The 21,347-nt window shown below is 72.4% G+C and carries 17 protein-coding genes; 13 read left to right on the plus strand and 4 right to left on the minus strand.

The features are described 5' to 3' along the window. Positions 1-172: 172 nt before the first annotated feature. Both N5875_RS25185 and N5875_RS25190 read left to right on the plus strand, forming a co-directional pair. On the plus strand, positions 173-2,935 hold the full coding sequence (locus N5875_RS25185; protein WP_338496169.1) for a CocE/NonD family hydrolase: 2,763 nt from the start codon (positions 173-175) through the stop codon (positions 2,933-2,935). After that, positions 2,932-3,828: an ABC transporter permease gene (locus N5875_RS25190; protein WP_338496171.1), complete on the plus strand. Its 897-nt coding sequence runs from the start codon at positions 2,932-2,934 to the stop codon at positions 3,826-3,828. Before N5875_RS25185 ends, N5875_RS25190 begins: the two co-directional genes overlap by 4 nt. Positions 3,829-3,897: 69 nt before the next feature. Here the strand turns inward: N5875_RS25190 and N5875_RS25195 are convergent, their stop codons facing one another. Beyond that, on the minus strand, positions 3,898-4,617 hold the full coding sequence (locus N5875_RS25195; protein WP_318209892.1) for a DNA-binding response regulator: 720 nt from the start codon (positions 4,615-4,617) through the stop codon (positions 3,898-3,900). Between the two features lie 215 nt (positions 4,618-4,832). Between N5875_RS25195 and N5875_RS25200 the strand changes: the two genes are divergently transcribed. From N5875_RS25200 to N5875_RS25215, 4 genes are all read left to right on the plus strand, one after another. After that, positions 4,833-6,443 carry a von Willebrand factor type A domain-containing protein gene (locus N5875_RS25200; RefSeq protein ID WP_338496173.1) on the plus strand — a complete coding sequence of 537 codons (1,611 nt, stop codon included), beginning with the start codon at positions 4,833-4,835 and terminating at the stop codon, positions 6,441-6,443. A 34-nt stretch (positions 6,444-6,477) separates the two neighbouring features. Continuing rightward, complete coding sequence (locus tag N5875_RS25205) at positions 6,478-6,945, plus strand: anthrone oxygenase family protein (protein ID WP_318209890.1); 468 nt, start codon at positions 6,478-6,480, stop codon at positions 6,943-6,945. A gap of 413 nt (positions 6,946-7,358) precedes the next feature. Then, positions 7,359-8,240, plus strand: coding sequence for an AfsR/SARP family transcriptional regulator (locus N5875_RS25210; RefSeq protein WP_338496175.1), 882 nt, complete (start codon positions 7,359-7,361; stop codon positions 8,238-8,240). 203 nt (positions 8,241-8,443) lie between these two features. Beyond that, the gene (locus tag N5875_RS25215) at positions 8,444-10,474 is read left to right on the plus strand and encodes a helix-turn-helix domain-containing protein (RefSeq protein WP_338496177.1); all 2,031 of its coding nucleotides are present in this window, start codon (positions 8,444-8,446) and stop codon (positions 10,472-10,474) included. 77 nt (positions 10,475-10,551) lie between these two features. On the opposite strand, the gene N5875_RS25220 is transcribed toward N5875_RS25215, so the two are convergent. Further along, a complete protein-coding gene (locus tag N5875_RS25220) occupies positions 10,552-11,823 on the minus strand; it encodes a transposase (protein ID WP_338496180.1) in 1,272 nt (423 codons plus the stop codon). A 363-nt stretch (positions 11,824-12,186) separates the two neighbouring features. On the opposite strand from N5875_RS25220, the gene N5875_RS25225 reads away from it, so the two are divergent. The 6 genes from N5875_RS25225 to N5875_RS25250 all read left to right on the plus strand — a co-directional run bounded on the left by N5875_RS25225 (position 12,187) and on the right by N5875_RS25250 (position 17,813). Next, positions 12,187-12,618, plus strand: coding sequence for a CrcB family protein (locus N5875_RS25225; RefSeq protein ID WP_338496182.1), 432 nt, complete (start codon positions 12,187-12,189; stop codon positions 12,616-12,618). Next, entirely contained in the window at positions 12,615-12,968 is a 354-nt protein-coding gene (gene crcB, locus N5875_RS25230; protein WP_338496184.1) for a fluoride efflux transporter CrcB, read from the plus strand. The genes N5875_RS25225 and crcB overlap by 4 nt, the downstream gene beginning before the upstream one ends. A gap of 279 nt (positions 12,969-13,247) precedes the next feature. After that, positions 13,248-13,337 (plus strand): K(+)-transporting ATPase subunit F, encoded by a 90-nt coding sequence (gene kdpF, locus N5875_RS25235; protein WP_033204243.1) that lies wholly within the window; start codon positions 13,248-13,250, stop codon positions 13,335-13,337. Positions 13,338-13,345: 8 nt separating this feature from the next. After that, on the plus strand, positions 13,346-15,049 hold the full coding sequence (gene kdpA / locus N5875_RS25240) for a potassium-transporting ATPase subunit KdpA (RefSeq protein ID WP_338496197.1): 1,704 nt from the start codon (positions 13,346-13,348) through the stop codon (positions 15,047-15,049). Next, positions 15,046-17,151 carry a potassium-transporting ATPase subunit KdpB gene (kdpB, locus tag N5875_RS25245; protein ID WP_338496200.1) on the plus strand — a complete coding sequence of 702 codons (2,106 nt, stop codon included), beginning with the start codon at positions 15,046-15,048 and terminating at the stop codon, positions 17,149-17,151. Before kdpA ends, kdpB begins: the two co-directional genes overlap by 4 nt. A gap of 8 nt (positions 17,152-17,159) precedes the next feature. Then, on the plus strand, positions 17,160-17,813 hold the full coding sequence (locus tag N5875_RS25250) for a potassium-transporting ATPase subunit C (RefSeq protein ID WP_338496202.1): 654 nt from the start codon (positions 17,160-17,162) through the stop codon (positions 17,811-17,813). A gap of 10 nt (positions 17,814-17,823) precedes the next feature. Here the strand turns inward: N5875_RS25250 and N5875_RS25255 are convergent, their stop codons facing one another. Further along, positions 17,824-18,975, minus strand: coding sequence for a winged helix DNA-binding domain-containing protein (locus N5875_RS25255; RefSeq protein ID WP_338496204.1), 1,152 nt, complete (start codon positions 18,973-18,975; stop codon positions 17,824-17,826). A gap of 160 nt (positions 18,976-19,135) precedes the next feature. On the opposite strand from N5875_RS25255, the gene N5875_RS25260 reads away from it, so the two are divergent. Then, positions 19,136-20,473 (plus strand): esterase-like activity of phytase family protein, encoded by a 1,338-nt coding sequence (locus N5875_RS25260; protein ID WP_338496206.1) that lies wholly within the window; start codon positions 19,136-19,138, stop codon positions 20,471-20,473. Between the two features lie 63 nt (positions 20,474-20,536). On the opposite strand, the gene N5875_RS25265 is transcribed toward N5875_RS25260, so the two are convergent. Continuing rightward, entirely contained in the window at positions 20,537-21,307 is a 771-nt protein-coding gene (locus N5875_RS25265) for a class E sortase (RefSeq protein ID WP_338496208.1), read from the minus strand. Positions 21,308-21,347: the final 40 nt, after the last annotated feature.

A 21,347-nucleotide genomic window follows, 5' to 3' on the forward strand; every position in this document is an offset into this window, starting at 1 on the left:
GTTCACGCCGTCGGCCCCCGGGGTGCTGACAGCACACCCCGGGGGCCGTCGCCATGGGCGGGGGATACCGCGTCCGTGGTACGCCGGTCCCGTGCCGTACGACTCCAGGAGGTGCGGCAGTTCCGTCTTCCGGCAGCCGTGGCTCACCGCGGGCCCGCTTAGGCTCGACACCATGCGACTCCGACTTCCCCGGTGGGCCGCGGTCACCGCCGTCCTCGCCGTTCTCGCGGGTGCCGGCACCTGGACCGCCGTCGCCTCGGACGATCCGCCGCCCGTGCACCGGGCGGACCGGATGCTCGACCTCGACGGCGCCCGAATCGACACCTCGTACTTCACCGGCGACGCCGACGGACGCCGGCCGGCCGTTCTCCTCGGCCACGGCTTCGGCGGCTCCAAGGACGACGTCCGCGCCCAGGCCGAGCAGCTCGCCCGGGACGGCTACGCCGTGCTCACCTGGTCCGCGCGCGGCTTCGGCGCCTCCACCGGCGAGATCGGGCTCAACGACCCCGACCACGAGGTCAAGGACGCCCGGAAGCTGATCGACTGGCTCGCCGCCCGGCCCGAGGTCCTCCTCGACAAGCCGGGCGACCCGCGCGTCGGTGTCACCGGCGCCTCCTATGGCGGCGCGATCTCCCTGCTCGCCGCCGGGTACGACGGACGCGTCGACGCCATCGCCCCGCAGATCACCTACTGGAACCTCGCCGACGCCCTCTTCCCGGAGGGTGTCTTCAAGAAGCTCTGGGCCGGGATCTTCTTCTCCGCGGGGAACCAGCCGGGAGCCGCTTCCGCGGCCGCACCGGGGCAGGCACCCCAGGAGCAGGCACCGACAGGGCAGGCCCCCACCGGGCAGGAATCCAAGGGGCAGGCACCCACGGCGCAGGCACCCACGGGGAAGGCACCTACCGCGCAGGCCGCCGCCTGTGGCCGGTTCACCCCCGAGCTCTGCTCCCTCTACGAGCGCGTCGCCGTCTCCGGGAAGCCCGACGCCGCCGCCCGCACGCTCCTCGAAGCCCGCAGCCCCTCCGCCGTCGGCTCCAGGATCAAGGTGCCCGCCCTCCTCGTCCAGGGCCAGTCCGACTCGCTCTTCACCCTGGCCCAGTCCGACGCCATGGCCCGTACCCTCGCCGCCAACGGCGCCCCCGTCGCCGTCGACTGGATCTCCGGCGGCCACGACGGCGGCGACCGCGAGACCGAGCGCGTCGAGCGGCGGATCGGCACCTGGTTCGACCGCTGGCTGAAGAAGGACACCTCCGCCGACACCGGCCCCGCCTTCCGCGTCAGCCGTACCGGCGGCGTCGACTCCACCGACGGCCGGGCCACCCTGCGCGCCGCGACCGCCGACCGCTACCCGGGACTCTCCGCCGGCACCGCGAGCGTCCCGCTCACCGGGCCCGCGCAGACCTTCGCGAACCCGGCCGGCGCCGCGCCGCCCGCCGTCTCGGCCATCCCCGGCCTCGGCGGCTCGGTCGCGGGACTCTCCTCCCTCGGCGTCGGCCTCTCCCTCGACTTCCCCGGCCAGTACGCCCGGTTCGACGCGAAGCCGCAGGCCGAGCCGCTCCGGATCACCGGCACCCCCACCGTCCGCGTCAAGGTCACCTCCACCGCCACCGACGGTTCCGCCGTCCTCTTCGCCAAGGTGTACGACGTCGGGCCCGACGGCCGGCAGCAGGTGCTGCCCGCCCAGCTCGTCGCCCCCGTCCGCGTCGACGGCGCCGAGGCCGGGAAGAGCGTCACGCTCACCCTGCCCGCGATCGACCACGAGGTGGAGGCCGGACACCGGCTCCGGCTCGTCGTCGCCGCCACCGACCTCGGCTACGCCTCCCCGGCCGTCCCCGCCGGCTACACCGTCGCCGTCGAGAGCCCGCTCACCGTCCCCACCGCGCCCGGCCTCGACACCCAGGCCGCCGCCCTGCCCTGGTGGGTCTGGGGCCTGCCGCTGATCGGCCTCGCCGTCGCCGCCGCGCTGCTGCTCACCGCCCGCCGCCGCGTCGCCGCCCCCGCGCCCGACCCCGAACTGGCCGCCGTACCGCTCCAGATCACCGGACTGTCCAAGAAGTACAAGGGCGGTGACAGGTACAGCGTCAAGGACCTCTCCTTCCGCGTCGAGCAGGGCCAGGTCCTCGGCCTCCTCGGGCCGAACGGCGCCGGAAAGACCACCACCCTGCGCATGCTGATGGGCCTGATCACCCCCGACGAGGGCGAGATCAGGGTCTTCGGCCAGGCCATCCGGCCCGGCGCCCCGGTCCTCTCCCGCGTCGGCTCGTTCGTCGAGGGCGCCGGCTTCCTGCCGCACCTCAACGGCCGGGAGAACCTGGACCTGTACTGGAAGGCCACCGGCCGTCCCGCCGCGGACGCCCATGTCGACGAGGCCCTGCGCATCGCCAACCTGGGCAACGCCCTCGACCGCGCCGTCCGCACCTACTCGCAGGGCATGCGGCAGCGCCTCGCCCTCGCCCAGGCCATGCTCGGCCTGCCGGACCTGCTGATCCTGGACGAGCCCACCAACGGACTCGACCCGCCGCAGATCCGCGAGATGCGCGAGGTGATGATCCGGTACGCGGCAGGCGGCCGTACCGTCATCGTCTCCAGCCACCTCCTCGCCGAGGTCGAGCAGTCCTGCACCCACCTCGTCGTCATGGACCGGGGACAGCTCGTGCAGGCCGGACCGGTCGCCGAGATCACCGGCTCCGGTGACACCCTGCTCGTGACCCTCGGGGCACCCGTCCCCGACGCCCTCGTCGAGAAGGTCGACGCCCTCCCGGGCGTCGCCACGGCGACCCGCGCCGACGGCGGGATCCTCGTCCGCCTCGACACCCTCGACCCGACCGCCCTCATCGGCGAACTCGTCGGCCTGGACGTGCCGCTGACCGGCGTCGGACCGCACCGGCGCCTCGAAGACGCGTTCCTGACCCTGATCGGAGGAGGAGCCGCATGAGCCCGCTGCTCGACACCCCCACGGCTCCCACCGCCGCCGCGGCGCCCGTGGAGTCCGCCCCCGGCTACCGCGCCGGACGCACCCTGCCGCTGCGCGTCGAGGCCCTGCGCCAGTGGAAGCGCCGCCGCACCATGATCATGGGAGGCATCCTGGTCGCCCTGCCGTTCGTCCTGCTGATCGCCTTCGCGATCGGCGGGGGACCGGACGGGGCCGCCGCAGGCCGTGTCACCCTGATGGACACGGCGACCGCCTCGGCCGCCAACTTCGCGGCGACCAGCCTCTTCGCCTCGGCCGGGTTCCTCCTCGTCGTCCCGGTCGCACTGTTCTGCGGGGACACCATCGCCTCCGAGGCGAGCTGGTCCTCGCTGCGCTACCTGCTCGCCGCGCCCGTGCCCCGGTCCCGGCTCCTCGCCTCCAAGCTGGCGGTCGCCCTCGGCTACAGCGCGGCCGCGATGGTCCTGCTCCCGCTGGTCGCCCTGGCCGTGGGCACGGTCGCCTACGGCTGGGGGCCGCTCCAACTGCCCACCGGCGGCTCGGTGCCCGCCTGGGACGCGCTGTTCCGTATCGGCATCGCCGCCGCCTACATCTTCGCCTCGCTCCTGGTCACCGCGGGCCTCGCCTTCTGGCTGTCCACCCGCACCGACGCCCCGCTCGGCGCGGTCGGCGGAGCCGTCGGCCTGACCATCGTCGGCAACGTCCTGGACGCCGTCACGGCGCTCGGCGACTGGCGCGAGTACCTGCCGACGCACTGGCAGTACGCCTGGATCGACGCGCTCCAGCCGCAGCTGGAGTGGGGCGGCATGGTGAAGGGCACGGCGATCTCCCTGACGTACGCCGTCGTCCTCTTCGCACTCGCCTTCCGCGGCTTCGCCCGTAAGGACATCGTGTCGTAGGCCCCGACCGGCGACTCCCGACCGGCAGTCCCGACCGGCAGTCCCGAACGGGGCCCTAGGGTCTTCTGCTCACAGCCACCCCCTTCGAGCCGCTTCCGCGCCCGCGCGGAAGCGGCTCGTCGTGCCGAGGGCGGCCATCAGTTCCCCCACCCGCCGGCTGTACGTCCGCGCGGACATGCCGAGCCGGGCCGCCGCCGTCTCGTCCGTGACCCCCGACAGGAGGGCGTCGAGCACCGGACGCAGCTGAGGTGCCAGATCGCACGGTGGCCGCGGGGGCGGCGGCGCGTACGTGAGCTCCTCGGCCGTCGCCCAGCAGGCGTGATGAGCCCGGGCCAGGGCCTGCACCACCACCGGGTCGCGGATCAGCAACAGCCCGTTGTAGAGCAGCTCCAGGTCGAGCGGGACCGCGGCCACCGTCCGGTCGACCACGATCATCTTGAACGGGATGGCCTCCGCGAGCCGGGCCCGGCCGGGAATCCGGAACCCGCCCCCGAGCCGCGGCAGCGCGTGCCGCGGCACGATCCGCCGGACCTCTCCGGCCCGCTCCGCCGCCGCCCGCATGCACGCCTCCGCCAGCTCCAGGAATGGCTCGGGGATCGCGCAGCCCGCCGACGCGACCGGGTCGTCGAAGGTCAGCAACTCGTACCGGGTGGAAGCGGCCAGCCCGGCGAGCGCCGCGCTGATGCGCCGCGCACCCCGGACCGGGCGCCCCGCGGGCCGCTGTCCCTCGGTCGCGGCCCGGTTCATCGCCGAACGGGCGAGCATCACGGAGCCCGCGCTCTCTGCCACCGCTGACCACCCCCGCCCGATCGATGTCCACTCCATGTACGCATGCGACTGCACACGGTGACAAGCCCTGTTGAAAAGGATGGCGAATCCATGCCACCGGTTGTCCCCCCGTTCGCCGTTGCCGCATCGAGATCCATCCGCAACTCGTTCGACGGCTCCAGGCGGGCCTCTCGTCCGTCACATTCACAAGTGCCTCACCAAGAGGGGGAGATGACATGGGACGACAGGACAAGAAGGTAGCCGGACGCCGCCGGGCCCGGTTCTCGGCCACCGTCGCGGCTCTGCTCGCGGCCGGACTGGCCGTGGGAGGCTGCGGCGCCGGCGGCGAGAGCGCCAGTGCCGACCGAGCGAAGGGGGAGAACGGCCGGACCGCACCGGCGGCCCCCGACGGGGGAGCGGGCACCGTGAACCCCGAGGGAGCGGAGGGGGCCGGGGACGACCGGCGGCCTCCGTCCGCACCCGCCCCCGACTACCTCTCCACGTTCGCCCTGGACGTGGACACCGCCTCGTACGGCTACGCCCGACGCACCCTCGCCGAGGGGAGGCTGCCCGAGCCGGCGACCGTGCGCCCCGAGGAGTTCGTCAACAGCTTCCGCCCCGACTACCCGCGTCCGGAGGACAACGGCTTCAGCGTGACCCTCGACGGGGCCCGCGCCGGGCAGGACGGCTGGTCCCTGGTCCGGGTCGGCCTGGCCACGCGCGCGGCGGACCGGCGCGGCGAACGCCCGCCCGCCGCCCTCACCTTCGTCGTCGACGTCTCCGGCTCGATGGCCGAGCCGGGACGGCTCGACCTGGTCAAGGAGTCGCTCGGACTGCTCGCCGACCAGCTCCGCGACGACGACTCGATGGGCCTCGTCACGTTCAGCAGCGAGGCCGAGACCCGGCTGCCGCTGACCCGGGTGGGCGAGGCCCGCGGCCGGATCCGCGAGGTGGTGGACTCCCTCGTGACGAGCTCCTCCACCAACGTCGAGGCGGGCGTCCGCACCGGCTACGACGTGGCCGTCGACGGCCACCGCGAGGGTGCCACCAACCGTGTCGTGCTGCTCTCCGACGCGCTCGCCAACACCGGCTCCACCGACGCGGGGTCGATCCTCGAACGCATCGAGGAGGAGCGGAAGGAGTACGGGATCACCCTGTTCGGCGTCGGTGTGGGCAGCGACTACGGCGACGCGTTCATGGAGCAGCTCGCCGACCGGGGCGACGGCCAGACCACGTACGTCTCCAACTCGGCGCAGGCCCGCAAGGTCTTCGTCGAGCAGCTGCCCGCCCATGTCGAACTGCGCGCGCGGGACGCCAAGGCGCAGGTCTCCTTCGACCGGCGGACCGTCGAGAAGTTCCGGCTGATCGGCTACGAGAACCGGGAGGTCGCCGACGAGGACTTCCGGAACGACCGGGTCGACGGCGGCGAGGTCGGCGCGGGTCACACCGTCACCGCGCTGTACGCGGTCAGGACCAGGGCCGGGGCGACCGGTCCGGTCGCCACCGCCACCGTCCGCTGGCTCGACCCGGCCACGCGCGCGCCCCACGAGCGTTCGGGCTCGGTCGGCACGGCCGCCCTCGCCGGCGACATCTGGGGCGGCGGCCACGACAGTCTGCAGCTGACGGCGATCACCGCCTACTTCGCGGACGCGCTGCGCGGCGGCGACCTGCCGGGTGCCCCGGGGCTTCCGGCGCTCGCGGAGCGCGCCGAGTCGATCGCCGGCCGGTCGGGTTCGGCGGTGGTGCGGGAGCTGGCCGAGGCCGTACGGCAGGCCGACGGGCTTCGCGGGCCGACCGACGGGGCCGCTGATGAGGGCGAGTTGAAATCGGGGGACCCGTACAGCTGACGCGTGGGGCGGGCAGCGGGACAGAATGGCCGCCATGGCCTCCCTGCTGCTCGCCCTCGCCATCGGATGCACCGGCCTGTACGCCGGTTTCATGCTGATCTTCCAGACCGGGATCATGCCCGCGCTCGCCCGTCTGACGGACGCCGAGTTCGTCACCGCGATGCGCCGGATCAACGAAGCCGTCCCGAGGGGCGTGTTCCTGATCGTCTTCCTCGGGGTGGTCGCCTTCCCCGCCGCCGCGTTCTTCGTCCCGGTCGACGGGCGGACGGACACCCAGAAGTGGCTGGTGCTCGCGGGGCTGGTGTGCGCGGCCCTCAATCACGCGGTCACCGTGGGCGGCAACATCCCGCTCAACAACGCGCTGGCCGCGTCGGAGGCCACGGGTGACGAACCGTCGGCCGTCCGGGCCGTCTTCGAGCGGCGCTGGAACGGTTTCCACCGTGTCCGTACGCCCCTGATCGTCGTCGCCTTCGGCCTGCTGACCGCCGCCGCCGTCGTCTAGAGCGCGCCCTGTCCCGCGTCCCGTCCCGCGCCCCGTCCCGCCCCGGCGCCGCCCCGCGGCCCGGGACGGCCCTGACGGCCGCTCGGTCATCCGCCCCGGAGCGGGCCGTCCGCGGAACCGTACCCGGTGGACGGTTTCTGGCGTGATCTCGTGCGTGTCGGCCTCTTCCGCGTCCGTGAGAGACCCGCGAAAGCGTACCTATGAGTCCGGAAACAGTCTTCCGGCATGTGCTGGTCTGCGCCAGTGACGAAAATCCTACGCCCTTATACCCCCCCAAAGGGGGTGAATCACCCCGATATCCCGGGTTGGGTTTCCATACCCTCCGGTTTCTTATTGACATGCCTACGGGGGTCTTTTCTAATCATCGAGAGTCATCCCGCGCGCTGACACCGCACAGGCATGGAGGGGGCAAGGTGGACGTCCGGATTCTGGGGGGACTGTCGGTACGTGAGCACGGGGTGTCGATCACTCCGACAGCCGCCGCGCCCCGGCAGCTCCTCGCCCTGCTCACGGCCAGCGCCGACCAGGTCGTTCCCGTGACGGTGCTCACCGAGGAGCTGTGGCCGTCCGGCGCGCCCCGCGGCGCCCGTACCGAACTCCAGGCGCACATAGCCGAGTTGCGCACCCTCATCGCGGGAGCGCTGCGCGGCGCCGCTCCGGCGGAGCCCGGACCCGGCTGGTCCGACCGGCGCACCGCCGACGCGATCCTCGTCTCCCAGCCCGGCGGCTACCGGCTCGACACCGGTGGCGGCACCAACGACGTCCGGCAGTTCGAGCGCGCGGCCGGCGCCGGATACCGCGCCATGGAGGCCGGTGACCTCGCCCGCGCCGCGCTCCGCCTCGGCGAGGCACTCGCCCTGTGGCGCGGCGAACCCTACGCGGGCGTCGCCGCCGGCCCCCGCCTCCGCAGAGAGGTCGAGCGCCTCGAAACGTCCCGGCTGAGCGTCCTCGACCAGTGGGTGGAAGCCCAGCTGGGCCTCGGCCGGCACGCCGAACTCGTCTCCGAACTCTCCGGGCTCGTCGCCCGCTACCGCACCAACGAGCCCCTGCACGCCCACTACATGGTGGCGCTGCTGCGCTGCGGCCAGCACGACGAGGCCCTCACCGTGTACGAGCGGCTGCGCGTGGCCCTCAAGGGGGAGAGCGGCATGGAGCCCTCGGCGCGGCTGCGCCGCCTCCAGCGCTCGGTCCTCGCCCTGCGGAACACCGAGGTCCGCCCGCTGTACGCGCCCCGCATCCCCGCCCAGTTCAGCCCCGCGCGGGCCCGGCTCGTACCGGCGGGATCCGTGGGCTGACCGTCCGGGCGCGGCCGCCCGATCGACACGACAGCTCCCGGAAGACGACCGGTCCGACCAGCCGGACGCCTCCCAGGAGCCTTCACCGGGAACGAACTGCGGGAACTCACCGTTGACCGACTTCCGGAGCACAATTAGTTTCGGCGAGCAGTACGGGTTTCCTCCCAGGTGCCCGATTTCGCTCGACTACGGGGGACGGGGCCATGACCATGCACGGCGCGGACGGAGCCGGTGGTGCCGACGCGCTGCTCACGGTCCTCGAACTCCTGGCCGGGCAGGCCCCGCCCGCCCGCTTCGACACCCTCCTCGACGAGGCCCGGCTCACCGGACTCGCCGGAGCGGAACTCGACCGCCTCGAACGGGCCGTGGCACTCGCCGGTGAGGTGAACGCCGGACGCGAGCAGGACGCCCGCCGTGAAGCCGGACTCGCCACGCTCACCGACACCGCCCGCGACCTCACCCTCTCGTACGACCTCGACAGCCTGCTGCGCGTGATCACCCGCCGCGCCCGCCGGCTCCTCGGCCTCGACCTGGCGTACGTGACCCTGCGCGGCCCGTACGGAGCCTGCTACGTCCACACCACCGAGGGCTCCCGCACCGGACGGGCCGGCGGGCCGAGGATCGCCCCCGGGCTGAGGATCGCCGAGGGGTACGGGCTCGGCGGCGCCGTCCAGTCGCACGGCGAGGCCGTCTGGACCGCCGACTACCTCGCCGACGAACGCTTCGCCCCCTCCGGCTCCCTCGACGCCGGCGTCCACGCACCCGCCTTCGACGAGGCCGCCGAAGCGGCCCTGCGCGCCGAGGACCTGCACGCGATCATGGCCGCGCCGCTGCGCAGCGGCGACACCGTCATCGGCGTCCTGCACGGTGCCGACCGGCGGGTCCGCCACCACACCGGCGAGGAGATCGGGCTGCTCACCGCGCTCGCCGACCTCGCCGCGCTCGCCGTGGAGAAGGCCGGACTCCTCGACCGGACGCGGGCGGAGGTCTCCGAACTCGAACGGGACAGCTCCCGGGTCCGCACCAGCCTCACCCGGATGCGGCACGTCAGCGAGGCCCACGGCCGGATCATGAACCTCGTCCTCGCCGGTGGCGACCTGGGCAGCGTGGCCAAGGCCGCCGCCGACGCCCTCGACGCGACCGTGATGATCCGCGACCAGGGCGGCCGCTGTCTCGCCACCGCCGGCGACATCCCCGGCCTCGTCGAGGAGGCCGTCGCCAAGGCCTCGCTCGACGCGCACGCCCGCCGCCGGCCCGTCCTCGCCGACGACGACACCTGGGTCGCCCCCGTCATCGCCGGCTCCGAAGACCTCGGCGGCCTCGTCATCCGTGCCGCCGGCGGCCTCACCGGCGAGGACGAGCGGCTCCTCGAACTCGCCGCCCAGTCCGTCGCCTTCCTCCTCCTCATGCGCCGCTCCACCGCCGTCGCCGAGGGACCCGTCCGCGACGAACTCCTCGACGACCTCATCGCCGACCCGCCGCACGCCCCCCAGCAGATCGCCCAGCGCGCCCGCCGCCTCGGCGTCGACCTGCGTAAACCGCATGTCCTCGTGCTCGCCCGGCCGGAGGGCGGCGAACAGGGCAGGGCCGTGGTGTGGGCGTCCTCGTACACGTACCGCCTCAGTGGTCTGAAGACCGTGCAGGGCGGCTGCATCGTGCTGCTGCTCCCGGGCATCGACGCCTCGGCCGCCGCCAGGGCCGTCGCCGACGAACTGTCCCCGCTGCTCGGCCACCCCGTCTCCGTCGCCGCCGCCGGACCCGGCCAGAGCCCCGACGGCGTCGCCCGGATGCACCAGGAAGCCGGGCGCTGCCTGGACGCGATGAGCGCCCTCGGCGGCACCGGATCGGCGGCGTCCGTGCAGGACCTGGGCTTCCTCGGGCTGCTGCTCTCCGACGACAACGACGTCAACGGTTTCGTCGAGGCCGCGATCGGCCCCGTACTCGACTACGACGCCGAGCGGTTCACCGACCTCACCCACACCCTGGAGGCGTACTTCGCCTCCGGCGGCAGCCCGACCAACGCGGCCGAGGCACTTCACGTCCACCCCAACACGGTCTCGCGCCGCCTGGAACGGATCGGTGAACTCCTCGGCCCCGAATGGCAGAAACCCGGCCAGGTCCTTGAGGTCCAGCTGGCGCTGCGCCTCCAGCGCACCCGGGAGGTCCTGGCCAGGGGCCGCGCCACGGCGGACCCGACCCGACAGCCGCCGGGCCCGCCGGAGCGGAGCACCTGATCCCGGTACGCGCGACCGCGTGGCCGCCCGCGCGGCTCAGCTCGCGGGCCGCGCGGTCGACTCGGTGCCCGCGCGGCTCAGCTCGCCGTCCGCGCCGTACGCCCTGATCCGTAGCCGGAGCCGTAGGACGCCTCCCAGTCGGTGGCGGCCATGACCGTCGCGGCGTGGGCCGCCGAGGCCAGCGTGATGTGCCGGTGCCAGCCGCGGAACGAGCGGCCCACGAAGTCGCGCAGCCCCGCCCCCTCGCCGACCTCCACGAAGTCCCGCTCCACCCGGCGGGCCAGCTTCGTCAGCCGCAGCAGGGAGCCGACCGGCGAACCGGTCAGATCGCTGATCCACACGCGGGCCGGAGGCCGCCGCGGGTCGTCCCACTCGCCGAGCAGCACCAGCGGACGCATCCGCTCACCGCCCGGGGTGGGCAGCGCCACCCGGACCGCCGTGGCCAGCGAGGTGCGCGAGGTCCGCGCGCCGGCCACCGTGTCCACCCAGCTCACCGGCCTGCGCAGCCCCTTGAGCGACTCCAGGATCTGAAGCGCCGACAGCGGACCGGCCCCGAAACCGGGCAGCGAGCGGTCGGCGATCGCCAGCCGGGAGCCCGGACCGATCCGCGCCACCACCGGCACCCCGGCCCCGGCGAGCCGGGTGAGGGCCGCCCGCCCCGCGCCGCCCCTGATGTCGAGGAGCACCGGCTTGCGGGTCACGTCCGGCCAGCGGGCCGTGTCGAGCGCCGCCGCGACCGCGCACTCCTCCAGGGTCTCCTCGCCGGCCTCCTGGGGAACCTCCGCGCGGTCGCGCCGCGTACGGTCGTTCACCCACGGGTCCGGCAGGAACAGACGCCAGTTGACGGGCACGCTCAGCTCGTCGCTCGCGAACCACACCCCGAACGCCTGCTGGCCGTGGAAGACCTGCCCGCGCTCCGGGTCGAAGCGCCGGTCCACGCCCACCGAGTGCTCCCCGGCCTTCGGTATCGGCATCGGCCGCACCACCCAGGCCTGCGGGCAGCTGTTCCGCTCCAGGTACCGGGCGAGCGCCGCCCGCATCGGCTGCCAGTCCCAGGTGGAGCTGGACACGAAGTGGTGCAGGCTCTGCTCGGCGGCGGGACCGCCTATCTGCGCGGCGATGTTACGTATGGACTTGCGGCCCTGCGCGGTGAGCAGGCCGTGCAGATACTGCTCGGCCTTCAGGCGCTGGTCCCGGCGCGGGAACCCGGAGAACAGCGCGGCACACAGCTCGGCGTAGACGTCCTCGCGCGAGCCGGCCGTGCCGACGGACCTGACGACGTCCAGGGGAACGGCCGGGGGAACAGCCCCGGTGACGGCCCTGCGCTTGGTTGCGACGGATGTACTCACGACACTCCTGCCCGAAGGTTGCGCAGCTCCCTCCCGCTGCCCCACCACCGTCGCCCGTCACCGCCCCTGGGGACGAGGTGTACCCGGCACCCGAATCGGCCGCCTGATGGTGGCCGGACCACCCCCCGACGTGTCGTCGCAGGTCGGAGGCGCCTTCACCCGCCCTCCCGGGGCCCGCGATACGACCCACGGCCACACCCCGAGGGGGATCTGACAGACTCGCCGACCCGGCTTTGACCCGTCGCACGGCGTGGCCGGACCATCGCAGAGCGAGGCTGCACGGGCCGGACCCCGGTTAATGCCCCAGGCCGGGGGCCGTGCCTGTGCGCCTCGCCTTGATTCGCGTTCTCGTAGTCTGTGGGGATGCGATCGCGCGTCGAACTGCCGGTCGTCGGGGCCGTGGCCGCCGGCGGCGCCCTCGGCGCGACCGCCCGCTACGGCGCGGAGCTGCTCTGGCCGACCCCGGCAGGCGCCTTCCCGTGGACGACGTTCACGGTGAACGTGGCCGGGTGCGCGCTGCTCGGCGTACTGATGGTCCTGCTCATGGAGCGGTCGACCGAGTGGTCGACGGCCGTGCCGCACCCGCTCCTCCGCCCCTTCCTCGGCACCGGGTTCTGCGGCGGGTTCACCACCTTCTCCACGTACAGCCTCCAGACGGAGCGGCTGCTGAGCGCGGGCGACCCGACACGCGGCCTCCTCTACCTGGGCGGGACCGTGGTCACCGCGCTCGCCGCCGTGTGGGCCGGGGTCACCGTCACCAGGGCCGCCGTACGCATGAGGGTGGCGCGGGCGTGAACTGGCTGCTCGTCGTCGCCGGAGCCGCCGTCGGCGCGCCCCTGCGCTACCTCACCGACCGCGCTGCGCGCGCCCGTCTCGGACCCGGCTTCCCCTGGGGCACCTTCGCGGTGAACGTCGTCGGCTCGTTCGTTCTCGGGCTGCTCACCGGGGTGACATCGGCCCAGGTCCAGCTGCTGCTCGCCACGGGCCTGTGCGGGGCGCTCACGACGTACTCGACCTTCTCGTACGAGACGCTGAAGCTGTACGAGGACGGGGCGAAGGGGTACGCGGTGCTCAACGTCGCCGCGAGCCTGGCCGCCGGACTCGGAGCCGTATGGCTGGGAGTCCGGACGGCCGGGCTGCTGTGACCCCGGTCGGCCCGGGGAGGCTCGGGCGCGGGCGGTGATCCCCTCGCCGGTCGCGGTGGGCTGCGCGTAGAGGAAGCGTCAAGACGGGCATTCGCGGCGTTAGGGGCACGTCAACGCAGGCGGTCGACGGCCTGAGGAGAGGTTTCCTCATCTCGTCCGAGAATCCGTTCTTCCTTCTTCCTGCATCCGGGAGCTCACGATGGCCGACGTGGCCTTCGTCGTCACCACGATCGCGGTCTTCGCGCTGGTGGCCTTCATCGCCAAGGGGGTGGCCAAGCTGTGAGTGCCGAGAACATCGTCGGTCTGCTGGTGGCCGCCGCTCTCCTGGGCTACCTCGTCCTCGCCCTCGTCAAGCCCGAGAGGTTCTGAGTACGACCATGAGTCCCGTTCTTGCTGGGGTCCTCCAGCTTCTGGCGTTGATCGTCGCACTGGGTCTGTCGTACAGGCCGTTGGGCGACTACATGGCGCGCGTCTACTCCTCGGAGAAGCACCTCAAGCCCGAGAAGTGGATCTACAAGGCGATCGGTGCGAATCCGACGGTCGAGATGCGCTGGCCCGCGTACCTGCGCGGTGTCCTCGCCTTCTCCGCGGTGAGCGTCCTGTTCCTCTATCTGCTCCAGCGGGTGCAGGGCTCGCTGCCCGGCTCGCTCGGCTTCGTGTCGATCGACCCGGACCAGGCGTTCAACACGGCCGCCTCCTTCGTCGCGAACACCAACTGGCAGTCGTACTACGGCGAGCAGGCCATGGGCCACGTTGTGCAGACCGGCGGCCTCGCGGTGCAGAACTTCGTGTCGGCGGCGGTGGGCATCGCGGTCGCGGTCGCGCTGGTGCGCGGCTTCGCCCTCCCCCGAGCTCTCGGCTCCGCTCGAGCAGGGGGGACCCCCATCCGTACCGGTGAGCTGGGCAACTTCTGGGCCGACCTGGTCCGGGGTGTCGTACGGATCCTGCTGCCGATCTCCGTCGTGGGCGCACTCGTCCTCGTCGCCTGTGGCGCGATCCAGAACTTCTCGGGCATCCACGAGGTCGGTCAGTTCATGGGCGGCACGCAGCAGTGGAACGGCGGGGCCGTGGCCTCGCAGGAGGTCATCAAGGAGCTGGGCACGAACGGCGGCGGTTACTTCAACGCCAACTCCGCCCACCCCTTCGAGAACCCCAACGGTCTTTCCAACCTCTTCGAGATCTACCTGATCCTGGTCATCCCCTTCGCGCTGACGCGGACCTTCGGCCGCATGGTCGGCTCGCTCCGGCAGGGGTACGCGATCCTCGGCACGATGGCCGCGATCTGGCTCGGCTTCACGGCGCTGATGATGTGGACCGAGTTCGCCCACCACGGTCCCGCCTTCGACATCGCCGGTGGTGCGATGGAGGGCAAGGAGACCCGGTTCGGCATCGGCGGTTCGTCGATCTTCGCGGTCGCCACCACGCTGACCTCGACGGGAGCGGTGAACTCCTTCCACTCCTCGTACACGGGGTTCGGCGGCGGGATCACGATGCTGGGCATGCAGCTGGGTGAGATCGCGCCCGGCGGTGTCGGCTCCGGCCTCTACGGCATGCTGATCATGGCGATCATCGCGGTGTTCATCGCCGGCCTGATGGTCGGCCGGACCCCGGAGTACCTGGGCAGGAAGATCGGCACCCGCGAGATCACGTTCGCGGCCTGCTACATCCTGATCACCCCCGCGCTCGTCCTCGGCTTCACGGCGGTCGCCATGGCCCTGGACACACCGTCGCACTCGATGACGAACTCCGGCGCGCACGGGTTCTCCGAGATCCTCTACGCCTACACCTCGGGCGCGAACAACAACGGTTCGGCCTTCGCGGGTCTGAACGCGGACACCCAGTGGTTCAACTCGACGATCGGCATCGCGATGCTGCTCGGCCGCTTCCTGCCCATGGTGTTCGTCCTCGCGCTGGCCGGTTCGCTGGCCGAGCAGACGCCCGTGCCGGAGACGGCGGGCACCCTGCGGACCGAGAAGCCGCTGTTCACCGGCCTGCTGGTCGGCACGATCCTCATCATCACCGGTCTCACCTACTTCCCGGCGCTCGCGCTGGGACCGCTCGCCGAAGGGCTCGCAGCATGAGCACCATCACTCCTCCCCGGGCACCGCACCCGGAGGTACCCACGGGGCACAAGCCCGAGGGCGGGCGGGTCGGCGGCGGTCTCTTCGACCCCAAGCAGCTGATCACGTCCTTCCCCGACGCGATCAGGAAGCTCGACCCGCGCGTGATGATCAAGTCGCCCGTCATGTTCGTGGTGCTGATCGGCTCGGTCGTCACCACCGTCCTGGCGGTCAAGAACCCGTCGGACCGGTTCGGCTGGGCGATCACCGCCTGGCTCTGGCTGACCACCCTCTTCGCCAACCTGGCCGAAGCGGTCGCCGAGGGCCGCGGCAAGGCGCAGGCGGACACCCTGCGCAAGGCCAAGACCGACACGGTCGCCCGCCGTCTGACGAAGACGGGCGAGGAGCAGGTGCCCGGCACGGAGCTGCGCGTCGGCGACCTGGTGGTCTGCGAGGCCGGCGACGTCATCCCCGGCGACGGTGACGTCGTCGAGGGCGTCGCGAGCGTCGACGAGTCGGCGATCACGGGCGAGTCGGCCCCGGTCATCCGCGAATCCGGCGGCGACCGGTGTGCCGTCACGGGCGGCACGAAGGTGCTGTCCGACCGGATCGTCGTGAAGATCACGACGAAGCCCGGCGAGACCTTCATCGACCGCATGATCAACCTGGTCGAGGGCGCGGCACGGCAGAAGACGCCGAACGAGATCGCGCTCAACATCCTGCTCGCCTCGCTGACGATCGTCTTCCTGCTCGCGGTCGTGACGCTGAAGCCGTTCGCGATCTACGCGGGCGCCGACAAGCAGACCTCGATGATCGTCCTGACCGCGCTGCTCGTGTGTCTGATCCCGACGACGATCGGCGCGCTGCTCTCCGCGATCGGCATCGCGGGCATGGACCGGCTCGTGCAGCGCAACGTCCTCGCCATGTCGGGCCGTGCGGTGGAGGCCGCCGGTGACGTGTCGACGCTGCTGCTCGACAAGACGGGCACGATCACCCTCGGCAACCGGCAGGCCTCGGAGTTCGCCCCCGTGACCGGGACGACGGAGGCCGAACTGGCCGACGCCGCCCAGCTGTCCTCGCTCGCCGACGAGACGCCCGAGGGCCGCTCGATCGTGGTCCTGGCGAAGGAGAGGTACCGGCTGCGCGAGCGCCACCAGGGCGAACTGGCCGGCGCCGAGTGGATCGAGTTCACCGCCCAGACCCGCATGTCGGGTGTGGACGTGGACGGCAGGAAGGTGCGCAAGGGCGCGACCGGTTCGGTCGTGGCATGGGTGAAGGAGCGGGGCGGCAGTGTCTCCGAGGACGCGCAGGCGCTCACGGACCGGATTTCCCAGGCTGGTGGCACGCCGCTGCTTGTGGCTCTGGAGGACGACGAGGGCGCGCGCGTTCTCGGCGTCATCCACCTGAAGGACGTCGTGAAGGAGGGCATGCGGGAGCGGTTCGACGAACTGCGCCGCATGGGCATCCGTACGGTCATGATCACGGGCGACAACCCGCTGACCGCGAAGGCGATCGCCGAGGAGGCGGGCGTCGACGACTTCCTCGCCGAGGCCACCCCCGAGGACAAGATGGCCCTCATCAAGCGGGAGCAGGCGGGCGGAAAGCTGGTCGCGATGACCGGGGACGGCACGAACGACGCCCCCGCGCTCGCCCAGGCCGACGTCGGTGTCGCGATGAACACGGGCACGTCGGCCGCGAAGGAGGCCGGCAACATGGTCGACCTCGACTCCAACCCGACCAAGCTCATCGAGATCGTCGAGATCGGCAAGCAACTCCTCATCACCCGTGGCGCGTTGACGACCTTCTCGATCGCCAACGACGTGGCGAAGTACTTCGCGATCATCCCCGCGATGTTCGCCGTCGCCTACCCGTCGCTGGACGAGCTCAACATCATGGGCCTGGCCTCGCCCGAGTCCGCGATCCTCTCCGCGGTCATCTTCAACGCGCTGATCATCATCGCGCTGGTCCCGCTCGCCCTCAAGGGCGTCCGCTACCGGCCGTCCAGCGCGGACTCGATGCTCCGGCGGAACCTGGGGATCTACGGCCTGGGCGGCCTGATCGCCCCGTTCGTCGGCATCAAGCTCATCGACCTGCTCCTCACCCTCATCCCCGGAATCGGTTGATCGTCGTCATGAACAACTCAGCAGCGAACACCGGCCGTGTGCTGTGGGCGGGCCTGCGTGCCCTCCTCGTCCTCACCGTCGTGTGCGGTGTCCTCTACCCGCTGGCCGTCACCGGGATCGCCCAAGTGGCCTTCCCCGGCCGGGCGAACGGCTCCGAGGTCACCGACGCGAGCGGCAGGGTCGTCGGCTCGGAACTGATCGGCCAGACGTATCTCGACGGTGACGCCCCGGACCTGCGCTGGTTCCAGCCCCGTCCCTCCAACGGCCTGGGCTCCAACAGCGTCAACACCCAGTACAAGCTGATCCTCTCCGGCGCCACCAACCGCTCCGGCGACAATGCGGACCTCGTCACGTGGGTCACCGAGGCCAAGGCCGCCGTCGTCAAGGACAACTCGGTGCACGGCCACGCCGTGAAGCCCTCGGACGTGCCCGCCGACGCGGTCACCTCCTCCGGCTCCGGCCTGGACCCGCACATCTCCCCGGAGTACGCGAAGCTCCAGGTCCACCGGGTCGCGGAGGTGAACAAGCTGGACGTCGCAGCGGTCGACAGGCTGGTCGCCGACCACACCGACGGCCGCATCCTCGGCTTCATCGGCGAGCCCCGTGTCAACGTCCTCCAGCTCAACATCGCGCTGAAGGAGCTGGTGGCTGCGAAGGGTTGAGCCGCGCCTGTCAGGCCCCCGGGAGCAGCCGGGTCTCGACCGCGGGAAGTCCCTTGACCCACCAGTGGTCGTAGCGGCCGTAGACGCGGCGGTCCCGGGCGGCGAGGAAGCCGTCGAGCGCCTCGGCCTCCTCCGCGAGTCCGTCCCAGACCCGGGCGGGCAGCGGGTGGAAGGCCGAGGCCTCGATGCCTCCCTCGACGGGGCGCCACACCCCGGCCACGTACCCGTCGACGAGCAGCGTCGGCAGGGTGTCGCCGTTCACCCGGATCACGTGCTTGCGGTACTCGGCCGGGATGACGCGGCCACGGTCCGCGTAGGCCAGCAGGACGCTGTCCCACATCGCCATCAGCCGGGGAGGCGCGGGGACGTCCTCGTCGGGCAGCACCGCCCCGGGCACGTCGTACAGCACCGTGCCGCCCGGCCCCGCCAGCTCCTCGAGCTCGCCTTCGAGCAGCCGTACCGCCTCGCGCACCTTCCCCCGCGGCGCCAGCGTGAACTGCGCCATGTCGGGTACGGACGCGGGCCCGAAGCCCTCCAGATAGCGCCGGATCAGGACGGCCAGCCCCGCCGTCGCCGCCTCCGGATCGCCGAGCACCGGCAGCGGCGCGCTCGCCGTCACGAACGACTGCGCCGCCCCGAACGACCACGGCGGCCCCGTCGGCGCGTGCCACAGCGGCGCGTACTGCCGCATCATCCGCCACACCACGGCCTCCACCGGCCCGCCCCGCGCCGCTTCGAGACGCTCCCGCATCTGGGCCCCGGACCGTGCCTCACCGGCGTATGCGAGGAGAGCGGGCAGCAGCGCGTCGGCGTCGTCGGCCGTGAACCCCGCCGCCTTGAACCGCGGGTCGTGGAGCCGCGAGCCGCGCAGCGTCGGCTCCATGCCCTCCCGGAAGGCCCGGTAGTCCTCGGCGTGCACCAAGTGCAGCGTGAGCCGCATCAGGGTCGACCTGACCAACTCGTAACCCTCCACGGCCTTGTCGAGCAGCGCGGGATCGAAGCCGGCGACGCGGTTCCACAACGCCACGTAGGGCGAGCCCGGTTGCTGCGCCTGCAGCGCCACCACCTGCCGTACGGCGTCCCCGACGCCGATCGGCACCCGGTGGAGCAGCAGTTGCCGGGCGAGAGTGGAGCGGTTGAGGGCGCGCGCGGTGATCACCATGGCGCGATTCTCCTCCCTGCTCCTGTCGACCGCGGGCCGGAGTCGCGCGTTCACCCAGGACTCGCTCCGAGGTCGCGTCCTCGACGCCCACCGTTGTGGCCGGAACTGGACCATGAGGCCGCCTCCATGGGCGACATTCCATGTGTCAAAGGGAGTTCAGATGAATCCGCGCCTCCTGCGCCGACCCGCCGTCGTGGTTCTGCCGCTGTCCACCGCCCTCGCGCTGACGGTGGTCATGGGTACGGCCGAGGCGGAGCCCGCGCGGCACGGCTCCCACGCCCGGGTCGTCTCCACCTCGACCCTGCCCGACATCCCGCTGGCCGCCTTCAGCAACGGCCTGCTGCCCGGCAGCGTCGACGACGACCGGGACGTCGACCTGGGCGGCATCGGCAGCGACCTGTACCCGGCCGAGCGGCGCGGCGAGTACTGGACCGTCACCGACCGGGGCCCCAACGGCCAGATAGCGGTCGGCAAGGACAAGCGGCGCACGTTCCCGGTGCCCGGCTTCGACCCGGCGATCGTGAAGGTCCGCGCCGTCGGCGACCGGATCCAGGTGCTGAAGTCCATCCCGCTCACCACGGCCTCCGGCGCGCCCGTCACGGGCCTGCCCAACCAGCCGGGCCGCGACGAGACCCCGTACGACTACAACGCCACGACCCCGCTCGCGTACAACGCGAACGGCCTCGACACCGAGGGTCTCGTACGGGACCGGGACGGCAGCTTCTGGCTCGTGGACGAGTACGGCCCCTCGCTGGTGCACGTCTCCGCCAAGGGCCGGGTCCTCGCCCGCCACGTGCCCGAGGGCCTCGGCCTGACCGGCGCCGACTACCCGGTCGTCGAGTCGCTCCCGTCGATCTTCCTCAAGCGCAAGGTCAACCGCGGCTTCGAGGGCCTGGCGCTGCTCCCCGACGGCGACCTGGTGATGGCGCTGCAGAGCCCGCTGCTCAACCCCGACAAGTCCGCCGGCGAGGACTCCCGCACCACCCGGCTGCTGCGCTTCTCGACCCGTGAGAGCCGTGTCACGGCGGAGTACGCGTACCGCTTCGACCCGGTGGGCGTCGTGGAGCCCGGCCAGACGAAGACCTCGGAACTGAAGATCTCCTCGATCGTGGCGCTGGGCGGCGACCGCCTGCTCGTCCAGGAGCGTACGGACAAGTCCTCCCGTGTCTACGAGGTACGGCTCCGGCGCGGCTCCGACATCCTCGGCTCGCCGTGGGACACGACGGCGAACCCGACCCTGGAGGAGCTCGACGACGAGGCGGCCGTCGACGCCCCGGTCCTGGCGAAGCGCCTGGTGGTCGACCTGAACACGGTCGAGGGCGTCCCCGGCAAGATCGAGGGCATCGCCGTGGAGGGCTCCTCGACCCTGGTCCTCCTCAACGACAACGACTTCGGCATGACGGACGGCCCGGAGGCCTTCGACGCGAACGGCCGCCTGGTCGACAGCGACGTGGACACCACCCTGGTCCGCGTCCGTCTGCCGCACCGCCTGCGCTGACGTACGGCCTGCGCTGACACACCGCCTGCGCTGACGCACCGCCTGTGCTGGCGTGCTGGGAGGCTAGGCGGGACGCGTGGACGTCAGGACGCCGATCTTGTCGATGCGATGCTCGGGGTTGTTCTGGGCGTCCCGCCAGAAGTTGCCCGCCGCGTTGTCCTCGGGCGTCGCGCAGGTGGACAGCGTGATCATGGCCCGGGTGGGCTTCTCGCCCGGCTCGCCCGGCACGGCGGCCCGCTGCTCGGCGAGCGAGCGGGCCGAGCGGAAGGACGTGGTCCGGGTCTCGACGATCTCGTAGGTGTGGACGGAGCCGGCAGCGGTGACGAGCACCAGATCCCCCACCTCGACCGAGGGCAGCTCACGCAGGGGCCCGCCGGCGGAGAGCCGGTGGGCGGTCACCAGGTAGTTGCCGACCTCGCCGGGCCCCACACCACCGCGCGCGCCGTGGGGACTCGCCGCCACGCCACGGTCCTGGATACGGGTGCCCGCGCGATCGTCGGTCGTCCCCTCGTACGGCAGGACGTCCAGGTCCTCGACACCGATCGAGGGTATGGAGATCTCGGCGGCGACGGGCTCGCGGGGAGAGGGAGCCGAGGACGTGGAGGGAGCGGGGGAGGGGGTCGGGGGAGGGGCGGCGACCGGGGGTACGACCGATACCGACCCGTGCGCTCCGGTGGACGTGGGGGCACCACGATCGCCCTCGCCACCGCCCGCGCAACCGGCCGAGGCGGTGACGCCCACGACGAGGGCGGCGACCACGCCGACCAGAGCCGAGCGCGGCCCTCGGCCGCGACTCCGCCGCTTCCCCGGGGACCCACCACGCACGGCACCCATACCCCAAGAATGACCCACGTTCCCCGTCCGGGCACCCACG

Origin of the sequence: Streptomyces sp. SJL17-4, assembly GCF_036826855.1 — a bacterium.
GTDB lineage: Bacteria > Actinomycetota > Actinomycetes > Streptomycetales > Streptomycetaceae > Streptomyces.

Excerpts from the sequence above, each read along its gene's own strand:
- N5875_RS25185 (WP_338496169.1), top strand. The coding sequence starts at position 173 with ATGCGACTCCGACTTCCCCGGTGGGCCGCGGTCACCGCCGTCCTCGCC.
- N5875_RS25190 (WP_338496171.1), top strand. The coding sequence starts at position 2,932 with ATGAGCCCGCTGCTCGACACCCCCACGGCTCCCACCGCCGCCGCGGCG.
- N5875_RS25200 (WP_338496173.1), top strand. The coding sequence starts at position 4,833 with ATGGGACGACAGGACAAGAAGGTAGCCGGACGCCGCCGGGCCCGGTTC.
- N5875_RS25205 (WP_318209890.1), top strand. The coding sequence starts at position 6,478 with ATGGCCTCCCTGCTGCTCGCCCTCGCCATCGGATGCACCGGCCTGTAC.
- N5875_RS25215 (WP_338496177.1), top strand. The coding sequence starts at position 8,444 with ATGACCATGCACGGCGCGGACGGAGCCGGTGGTGCCGACGCGCTGCTC.
- N5875_RS25225 (WP_338496182.1), top strand. The coding sequence starts at position 12,187 with ATGCGATCGCGCGTCGAACTGCCGGTCGTCGGGGCCGTGGCCGCCGGC.
- kdpA (WP_338496197.1), top strand. The coding sequence starts at position 13,346 with ATGAGTCCCGTTCTTGCTGGGGTCCTCCAGCTTCTGGCGTTGATCGTC.
- kdpB (WP_338496200.1), top strand. The coding sequence starts at position 15,046 with ATGAGCACCATCACTCCTCCCCGGGCACCGCACCCGGAGGTACCCACG.
- N5875_RS25250 (WP_338496202.1), top strand. The coding sequence starts at position 17,160 with ATGAACAACTCAGCAGCGAACACCGGCCGTGTGCTGTGGGCGGGCCTG.
- N5875_RS25255 (WP_338496204.1), bottom strand. The coding sequence starts at position 18,975 with ATGGTGATCACCGCGCGCGCCCTCAACCGCTCCACTCTCGCCCGGCAA.
- N5875_RS25260 (WP_338496206.1), top strand. The coding sequence starts at position 19,136 with ATGAATCCGCGCCTCCTGCGCCGACCCGCCGTCGTGGTTCTGCCGCTG.
- N5875_RS25265 (WP_338496208.1), bottom strand. The coding sequence starts at position 21,307 with ATGGGTGCCGTGCGTGGTGGGTCCCCGGGGAAGCGGCGGAGTCGCGGC.